Origin of the sequence: Propionivibrio sp., from assembly GCF_016790145.1 — a bacterium.
Classification (GTDB): domain Bacteria; phylum Pseudomonadota; class Gammaproteobacteria; order Burkholderiales; family Rhodocyclaceae; genus Propionivibrio.
This window is the reverse complement of sequence record NZ_JAEUOI010000034.1, coordinates 1-7907: the sequence shown is the minus strand read 5'-3', so window position 1 is coordinate 7907 and position 7907 is coordinate 1. Positions and strand designations below refer to the sequence as shown.

At 58.0% G+C, this 7907-nt stretch carries 6 protein-coding genes; 5 read left to right on the top strand and 1 reads right to left on the bottom strand.

Going from position 1 to position 7907, the window contains the following annotated elements:
* Nucleotides 1-401 precede the first annotated feature (401 nt).
* The 5 genes from JNM42_RS03590 to JNM42_RS03570 all read left to right on the top strand — a co-directional run bounded on the left by JNM42_RS03590 (nt 402) and on the right by JNM42_RS03570 (nt 5897).
* Nucleotides 402-803 carry a bacteriohemerythrin gene (locus JNM42_RS03590; protein WP_294266289.1) on the top strand — a complete coding sequence of 134 codons (402 nt, stop codon included), beginning with the start codon at nt 402-404 and terminating at the stop codon, nt 801-803.
* A 250-nt stretch (nt 804-1053) separates the two neighbouring features.
* On the top strand, nt 1054-3420 hold the full coding sequence (locus JNM42_RS03585) for an endonuclease/exonuclease/phosphatase family protein (protein ID WP_294266287.1): 2367 nt from the start codon (nt 1054-1056) through the stop codon (nt 3418-3420).
* A gap of 82 nt (nt 3421-3502) precedes the next feature.
* Nucleotides 3503-4075: a hypothetical protein gene (locus JNM42_RS03580; protein WP_294266280.1), complete on the top strand. Its 573-nt coding sequence runs from the start codon at nt 3503-3505 to the stop codon at nt 4073-4075.
* A 470-nt stretch (nt 4076-4545) separates the two neighbouring features.
* Nucleotides 4546-5136, top strand: coding sequence for a DNA-3-methyladenine glycosylase I (locus JNM42_RS03575; RefSeq protein WP_294266278.1), 591 nt, complete (start codon nt 4546-4548; stop codon nt 5134-5136).
* A 2-nt stretch (nt 5137-5138) separates the two neighbouring features.
* Nucleotides 5139-5897 carry an N-acetylmuramoyl-L-alanine amidase gene (locus JNM42_RS03570; protein ID WP_294266276.1) on the top strand — a complete coding sequence of 253 codons (759 nt, stop codon included), beginning with the start codon at nt 5139-5141 and terminating at the stop codon, nt 5895-5897.
* Nucleotides 5898-6075: 178 nt separating this feature from the next.
* Here JNM42_RS03570 and JNM42_RS03565 read toward each other — a convergent pair whose 3' ends face one another.
* Nucleotides 6076-7647 (bottom strand): PHB depolymerase family esterase, encoded by a 1572-nt coding sequence (locus tag JNM42_RS03565; RefSeq protein ID WP_294266273.1) that lies wholly within the window; start codon nt 7645-7647, stop codon nt 6076-6078.
* Between the last annotated feature and the right edge of the window lie 260 nt (nt 7648-7907).

Here is a 7907-nt window from a genome sequence, read left to right as displayed (position 1 = left end):
ATTGCGCGTCTGGGTGGGTGGAAGGGCTATGCTTCTGAAGCCAAGCCCGGCCCCATCACCATGCTTCATGGATTGCAGCGCCTCTTAGCGATCTGCCAAGGCTGGAAATTGGCTACAAAAGATGTGTGCATAGATTAGCCCTGCGGGAGAAGGGCCGGGGATGAGGGCCTACGATATTGGCATTAAGCTCAACTGCGTCTTTTTTTGATAAACAGGGATAAAATTGGCCAGTATCGCATAGCATTTTTCAAAGGAAGTAATTCGAAGCTCTGCCTCGACTTATTTTGCGTTACAGTTCCAGCAGCATTATTTTCGCCGCCTCGAGTGTGTTTCCCGAGGCCGGTGCGTTTCATGTTATCCAGCCCCGCTCACGGGGTCGGTCATTTCAGGGGGAAAAAATCATGAAAGATATCGTTTGGGACAAGATACTAAGCGTTGGGGTCGAGGAAATTGACGAAGATCACCGTAAGCTGGTGAATATTTTTAATATTCTCAATCATTCCGTCATGGAAAAGGAATCCCCGAAGTATCTTGCGGCGACATTGGCAGAGCTGATCAATTGCACGGTCTGGCACTTCAGCCACGAGGAGCGCTTGATGCTCAAGCATCGATATGAGGGAATAGAAGAACACAAAGCGGAGCACCAGGAATTGATCGACAGCGCCAGGGAACTGCAGCAAAAAATCCTTCAGGCGGACCAGCCTGTGGTTGACGAACATATCGAATTTCTGGAGCGCTGGTTAACCGTGCATATACTCACCACCGACTTGCGATTGGGCTCTCATCTTTCCCAGGTGATGTAGGCGTCGCTTAGCAGGGGCGGCGGGAAAACCGGTGCCATCGGGGTCAGAGGCATTCGAATTTGATGAAATCCGGAATTGACGCTGACCATTTTCGGTTCAAGAACCAATCTATTGCGTAAGCACTTTGGTCAGAGTTCGGGTCAGGCTGAAGGTTTTGCATTTTATGATAGGCTTCAGACTTCTGCGCGACTACAAGACTGAGGGGCGCAAGAGCGCGCCCGCACACCGAAAACAACCAAGCGAGGACATCATGCTGCAAGTACTCTTGACCCTGGCGAAGGCGGGCCTCGCCCGCGCCTTGAACCACCGCGCCAGCGTTCATTTCGCCGCTGCCTGGCCTGGCCGAGCGGGACGCGCTTTCCTGGCATTGAACTGCCTCTGGCTGCTACAGGCCCCTGTGCTGGCGCAAGAGCAAAACCACTCGGTGCGCGTAGCGACCTACAACGCTTATCTGCTTTCCCCGCTGTTCAAGTGCCTGCCGCCCGGCCCGCTGATCCTGGATTGCCTGAACCAGGTCACCAACCAGACCGAAGGCTGGGCGCAGCGCCTGGCGGACACGATCCTCGCCGACGCCGAGCGCTTTGACATCCTGGTGCTCAATGAGGTGTGGGACGAAGACGCCAAGAACATCCTCGTGCAGCGGCTCAAGGCCAAGTTTCCGGTCTATGTGAAGAAGCTCGATGCGCCGCTCGTGCAACTGCGCGCCCAGCTCATCGGCGGCCTGCCGGTGTTCAACGGCGTCAAGCTCAACGGCGAAGACAGCGGGTTGATGCTGTTTGCGCGCCAGGGCTTCAGCGCCCTGTCGCTGCCCAGCACGCGCTACCGCTGGGGCGGCAGCAAAGGCGAGCTTCGCGCCAGCACCCGGCACGTCGCCTTCAAGCTGTTCGAAGCTTTCGATTCCGACGACGGCTATGCCGCCAAGGGCGTGGGTTTTGTGCGCCTTCGGGATAACACATCAGGTGTGGTTTACAACGTCGCGTTCACCCACTTGCAGGCCGATTACCCCAAGGACAACGGCTTCTTCGGCGCCACACGAAAAAAACAGTTCGCCGACATCAAGCGCGTAGTTGAACGTACTCTGGCACCTTTGGGCCCGCTGGAAGATCTGCTCCAGCGCGAGCGCCTCATTATCGCTGGCGACCTCAACGTGGCCGTGCTCAGCCACGGCAAGGACGAATGGAAGGCGCTGTTCGACAGCGCCGGCAGCTTCTTTACCCGGCCGGTGTACGACGCCTGGAATGCCTCCAGCCCCGACGCCTCGCGCGGCGAAACCAACGAGGTGGACGAAGACCGCCTGGACTATGTGCTGGCCTCGGTCGAGCCCTATAAGCACGGCCTCCATGGCCGCATTCCGATGTGCGTTCAACACACCACCATACCGGTGGACTTCAAGAACCTGGAAAGCGACCACTTCATGGTCCATGCCGATCTCAACCGCGGCTTCTTCCACTGCCACCCGCGCATCGCCTATGAGGTGAAAACGTCCGAGCTGAACGGCAGCACGCTCATTGACAAACACCCCGACAACAACGCTTTGGACATCACCCGCATCGCCTACCCAGGCGCGTTGCAGTGGTTCCACGTCAAGACCGATAGCCCTGGAACATATTCGATCCTCCGATACGGTCTGGGCACCCCAGTCAGGATCGACATCTATGCGCCTGAAGACCTGACGACCCCCATCAGCCGCTACAACAAAACTACGACGAAGATTCCCTTTGGTGGGGTCGAAGCTTCGGTTGACCAGTTCGTGCTGCCCAAGGAGTATTACATACGCATCAGCGGGCCGACGCGGGCCTGGACCGGCAACTACGCCCTGCAGATCCGGCGCCACACCTGCGCCACCAAGGAGATGGCCTGCTATCTCCAGCCCGGGCAGCCGCAGACTGCCCGCCTCACCGGCGCCGGGGAGCAGAACACCGTCGGTGACGTCCAGAACGAGGCCTGGTTTCGCTTCGACGTGACGGGACAATCGGACACCGGCGTGGCGCAAACCATCCAGGTGTCTGGCGTGGGTTTGCCATCGACCCCTGGCCACAGCGCGCAACTGGTGGACTTCAACAACACCGGTTCCCTGGGCGCGCTCAACAGTACGGCGCTGCCCAATGGGCTGCGCGTCAGCGGCCCGGCTGGGGATGGCACTCGCGGCTACCTGGTGCTCAAGCAATCCTCTCCAGGCTCGCAAGGCATCACCGTGGTCGGACACTTCGACACCTCGCTGCGTTTGCTCGATGTGGGCAACCTGATCTGCGCCGACGAGACCAACCCTGAAATAGGGTCGGACGACATCTACACACTCTTCTTCATCGATGGCAGCAGTTTCCGCTACCCGGCCGCGGGCTACCGGGAGTTCGATTGCGACAACACGCGCCACTCGCGCGACTGGAGCCAGGTGGTGGGGCGCAAGACCATCGTCTTCGTGGACAGCGTCAAGATCCGCGTCCTGGAAGAGGACGACACCAGCGCCGACGACGACGGCCGCGACCGCGCCATTCCCACGCTCTCGCCGCTGGAAAGCAAACAGGAGGGCAAGCTGAGGTGGCTGTTCTCCGATGGTGATTACGAGTTCTTCTACATCGTGCGCAAGCGTCCTAACGGGCCGGTAGCCAACCCGTAGGTATTCAACCGGCAACTTTCATAGTTAATAATAATGGGTTTGTAGTCCGATGGCATTGCCTTAAGCTACTGCATACAAGAATATGAGTGACTCAGACTCAGAAAACCGTTACCTGCAAGAACTCAAGGAATTCTTGACGTTCTTGCAAAACCTATGGGGCCTCCTGGCAGGAATCTCAGTTTTCTTCCCGCTTTCCAGTATCCTTATTCACGCTATCCCTCTGCGTGCGTATGGAACCGAGAATGGCGTTTTTGACCATCTTGCGCCCGCCTTGATAACAACTATTGCGACGCTAGTAACTCTTTTCGTTGTTATGGTCACTTTTGCAAGTCGTCATCAATTGCAACGCCCAATGCAGAGGAAAGCCATGCTCCGTAACGCCTGGTTTTCCTTCGGAGCTGGCCTGTCTTCACTCCTTGCCTACCTTGTCATCCATCAGGTTTATCGGGAATATGCCTGGGAACCATGGGGTTGGGGAAGCGGAGACCCCAGGAAGCTACTTGCCGAAATTCCCTTGCTTATAAGCTATGTGCTCTTCTTCTCGTTGCTCACCAGGGCGTTTATGCTTTTGGGCATGATTGAGTTCTTTGGGAAAGAGCGAGCTGGTAATGGACCTGATCGGGGGAATAACTCTCAAGAGACCACAAAACAGTAGTTTGTCTATATCAAGGCAAGCAAATTTCATCTAGGCTGGCTGTCGCTTTACTGACAGTGACAATACGGAACAGAACACGGTTTTCTTTGCGATCGTTGATGTTGAATAGAATAACCGTAGTCTGTCCCGTAATCTTCGTTTGGTGGACGAACATATCGACTCCTTGAATCCAGGAAAGGTTATTCATTCGGCCAACAGCCTTGAGCTTCTAGCATTGGATATTTCCGTACCACAACAAGCAGTTGCCAGGACAGCGGGAGATAAATCGTCGTCCCGGCGCACCCCAAGGGCATTTCCTTCGGGGCGAAAGCCGGGACCCAGTGGCGGGGCACAATTCTGGACACCGGCCTTCCCCGGTGTGACGTGCTCTATTGAATAGACGGTAGATGTCATTGGCTTTAGGTCGTGCCACTGCACTCTGCCGCCTTCAATCGCTCCCGGGTCTAGACTGATCAAATCTTGCCGAGTTCATGCCGATGGAACGTTGCCCCTGGAGCGAAGGTTTTGACCTTTACCGTGAATACCATGATCTGGAATGGGGTGTTCCGCTCCACGACGATCGGGCCTTGTTCGAGCTTCTGATCCTGGAGGGTGCGCAGGCCGGTTTGTCCTGGGCGACGATCCTCAAAAAACGGGAAAACTATCGGCACGCCTTCAACGGTTTCGATCCTGTGCTGATTGCCCGGTATGACGAGGAAAAAGTAGCCGCCCTGCTGGCCGATTCAGGGATCGTCCGAAATCGTGCCAAGGTGGCGGCAAGCATCCAGAACGCCAAAGCCTGCCTGGCGCTCACGGCCAGTGGCCAGTCGTTCAGTGATTTTCTGTGGCGATTCGTTGATGGTGTCCCGATTCAAAACCGATGGATCTCGATGGCCGAGGTGCCGGCCAGGACGGCACGGTCGGATGCGATGAGCAAGGCCCTGGGGCGCGCGGGGTTCAAGTTCGTCGGTTCGACGATCTGCTATGCATTCATGCAGGCGACAGGCATGGTCAATGATCATCTAACGAGCTGTCCGCGGCACGACGAAGTCAAAAAAATCCTCTGCTTATCACGCCGCTAACCATGAAACTCACCCGCTTGCACTGCCCCCTCATTGTTGGCCTCATGTCGGCAATCCTGGTCGCCTGCGCGCCGCTTCCACACCAGCCACGCACGACTATGCAGATAGATCAGGTGATCTCGCCAAACTTTGATCAACGCCGTCCGAACCTGGTGATTATTCACCATACCAGCGACGACACCTTTGACGAGGCACTGAGCACACTAAGCACACCTGAGCGCAAGGTCAGTGCGCACTATCTGATCGGCCGAGACGGCAGGATCGTCCAGCTTGTCAATGAAAACGACCGCGCCTGGCATGCCGGAAAATCGTGGTGGGGAGGTTTCACCGACATCAACTCGGCGTCGCTCGGCATCGAACTCGATAACAATGGCAACGAGCCGTTTCCCGAGGCGCAGATCGACGCGCTACTTGCCCTGCTGGGGGACATTCGGCAACGTTACGCCATACCCGCCGCGAATTTCATCGGCCACGCTGACGTGGCACCCACCCGCAAGGATGATCCGAGCATACTGTTTCCCTGGCAACGGCTGGCTGAGAATGGTTTCGGTCTGTGGTGTGATGCCCCCCTGCCACCCGCCCCGGCCGGCTTCGATCTCGCCATTGCACTTACGGCACTCGGCTACGATCCCACGACTGTGGAAGCGTCCTTAAACGCCTTCCGCCTTCACTACACTCGAGGTGATCAAACTTTTTCCAGTGAGCAGGACAATGCCCTGGCGTACTGTCTCTGGAGAAAGAAATCGTCACCAAGCCAGTAGTTGACGAAAACGCAGTTGCGCGTAATGCCGATATCGTAGGCCCTCATCCCTGGCCCTTCTCCCGCAGGGCGAAGGGTGCAAACCCCCTCTCCCTTTGGGAGTGGGTGGGGTGAGGGCCACACCCTCGCCAAACGTTGTGCTGCCCCAAATTCCTCGTGCCTAACTGCTGATTCCAGGTCTATTGGCAGACGTCAGCGGTGGGCATGCCGGTCGGAACCCCGGGGTACGGCTTCACCGGCTTCCCCAGCAACATCGAGAAGTAGGGATTGCATTTGGGCGGCTTGCGCGCGGTGGTAACGCTGACCTCGTTGGAACTCGCCGCTTCGCTGCCGCCAATGATCGGGCGCACCGTGTAGGTGTAGAGGGTCGAAGGAGAAAGGCCGGCATCCACCAGGAACGGCTGGTTGCGGGCTTTGCCCAGGGCAACCGGAGTCTTGCCAGCACTGGCACGGTAAACGCGATAGCCGGAAGCGCCCTCCACCGCTTGCCAGCGCAATACGGCCTGTTTGGCGCTTTGGTCCACCACCATCAGGCGGGTGGTCGGGCCGGCGATACTGGCCAATGCGGCAGCCGAGCCCTTGCTCGTCAGCTTTTCCACCATGCGCCAGACCGCAGCGATTTGTACCCCGTCCCTGGTGGCGAAAGTACCTGCCTTGGCGCCCAGGGTGCTCATGTCCTGAGTGTCGTTATAGCCCCACCAGTCCCAGCAACCATTGGGGTTGAGGGGCAGCCGCATTCCCATGGTGGGCATCGCTTGCGGATAGAGCACGACGATATTGTTGGCATCGGCCCATTCATTCACACCGGCATTATCAACGAAGTCGGTGCCCAACGTGGTGGCGCTTTGCATGCAGCCATGGAAGGCGATGTGCAGGCGGCAGGGCTGGCCGACCTGGCGGCACGACTCGGGCACATAGACATAGCCGGTGTCGCCCATGGCGATGTCGTCCGGTTTGTCGACCGGCGTCCTGCCATCGCGCTGCTTGAGGTAGGGCACCTGGCTGAAGGCCTGCGGCCTGGCGCTCAGCTTGATGCTCTCGGTGTGGGCAAGCGGGCCATAGAACAGTTGCAGGGCGGCGCCGGCGGCGTCATACAGTTGGCCGCTGACGGGCGGTTGGTCGCCACAGATGTTGATGAACTTGCCGCCGGTGGCTGGGCAAAGGTTGCACGAAGACGAGCCCGAGTCGCCGCAAGCCGCGGAAATCTGTGCATGGGCGGCGTTCAGGCTGTCCTTGTGGAAGATCTGGCTCTTCGGTGTGAAGCGACCGTACCAGTCCACCAGCGCCTGCGAGACGGGCAGCTTGACGACGCCGTCGTTGTAGCCGTGAAACACCCACACGGCCTGGTTTGCCAGGTTGCTGACAGGGTCGATCTTGTCATTCTCTGACCAGTCGCGGGCCGCACCTTCCATTTGCTTGAGGTCATCGGAGGTAATCGGCCGCGTCGGAAACATGGGGTCGCCCTGCATGCAGCGGCCAATGGCGATGCTCGAACCGGCTCCGCCAAAGGATGACTGGAGCGCACAGAAGTAGGGGCCGCCGGCGGTGATCGCCACGCCCTTGACCGACGCCGACTTGGCGACACCGACTTGCACCGCCATGAAAGCGCCGGATGAAATGCCGGAGACGGTGGTCTGCTTGATGTCGATATTCAGTTCCGGCAGTTCTGCCGGCAGATTGGCCCCGTGGCCAAGGTTCATGGTGAGTGCGATTGCAAGGCCGGCAAACGTTTGCAACATCTTAAGGCTCATGATTTATCTTTCAGGAAGTGGTCAAAACGCCGCATAGCATAACGGGGCATCGCGAGTTGCACAATTGACGAAGGACTGGTGATAAATGATCGGGAATCCAGGCGGCCGTCGTCGCACAGTTGGATGTAATGCCTATATCGTAGGCCCTGATCCCCGGACCTTCTCCCGCAGGGCGAAGGGTGCAAACCCCCTTTCACTGTGGGAGAGGGAGAGGGTGGGTTGAGGGCCTCGTTTTAACGCAGGATATCCTCGATGGCATC

Bases quoted from the DNA above. Each gene is read 5' to 3' on its own strand.
- JNM42_RS03590 (WP_294266289.1), top strand. From the start codon at position 402: ATGAAAGATATCGTTTGGGACAAGATACTAAGCGTTGGGGTCGAGGAA.
- JNM42_RS03585 (WP_294266287.1), top strand. From the start codon at position 1,054: ATGCTGCAAGTACTCTTGACCCTGGCGAAGGCGGGCCTCGCCCGCGCC.
- JNM42_RS03580 (WP_294266280.1), top strand. From the start codon at position 3,503: ATGAGTGACTCAGACTCAGAAAACCGTTACCTGCAAGAACTCAAGGAA.
- JNM42_RS03575 (WP_294266278.1), top strand. From the start codon at position 4,546: ATGCCGATGGAACGTTGCCCCTGGAGCGAAGGTTTTGACCTTTACCGT.
- JNM42_RS03570 (WP_294266276.1), top strand. From the start codon at position 5,139: ATGAAACTCACCCGCTTGCACTGCCCCCTCATTGTTGGCCTCATGTCG.
- JNM42_RS03565 (WP_294266273.1), bottom strand. From the start codon at position 7,647: ATGAGCCTTAAGATGTTGCAAACGTTTGCCGGCCTTGCAATCGCACTC.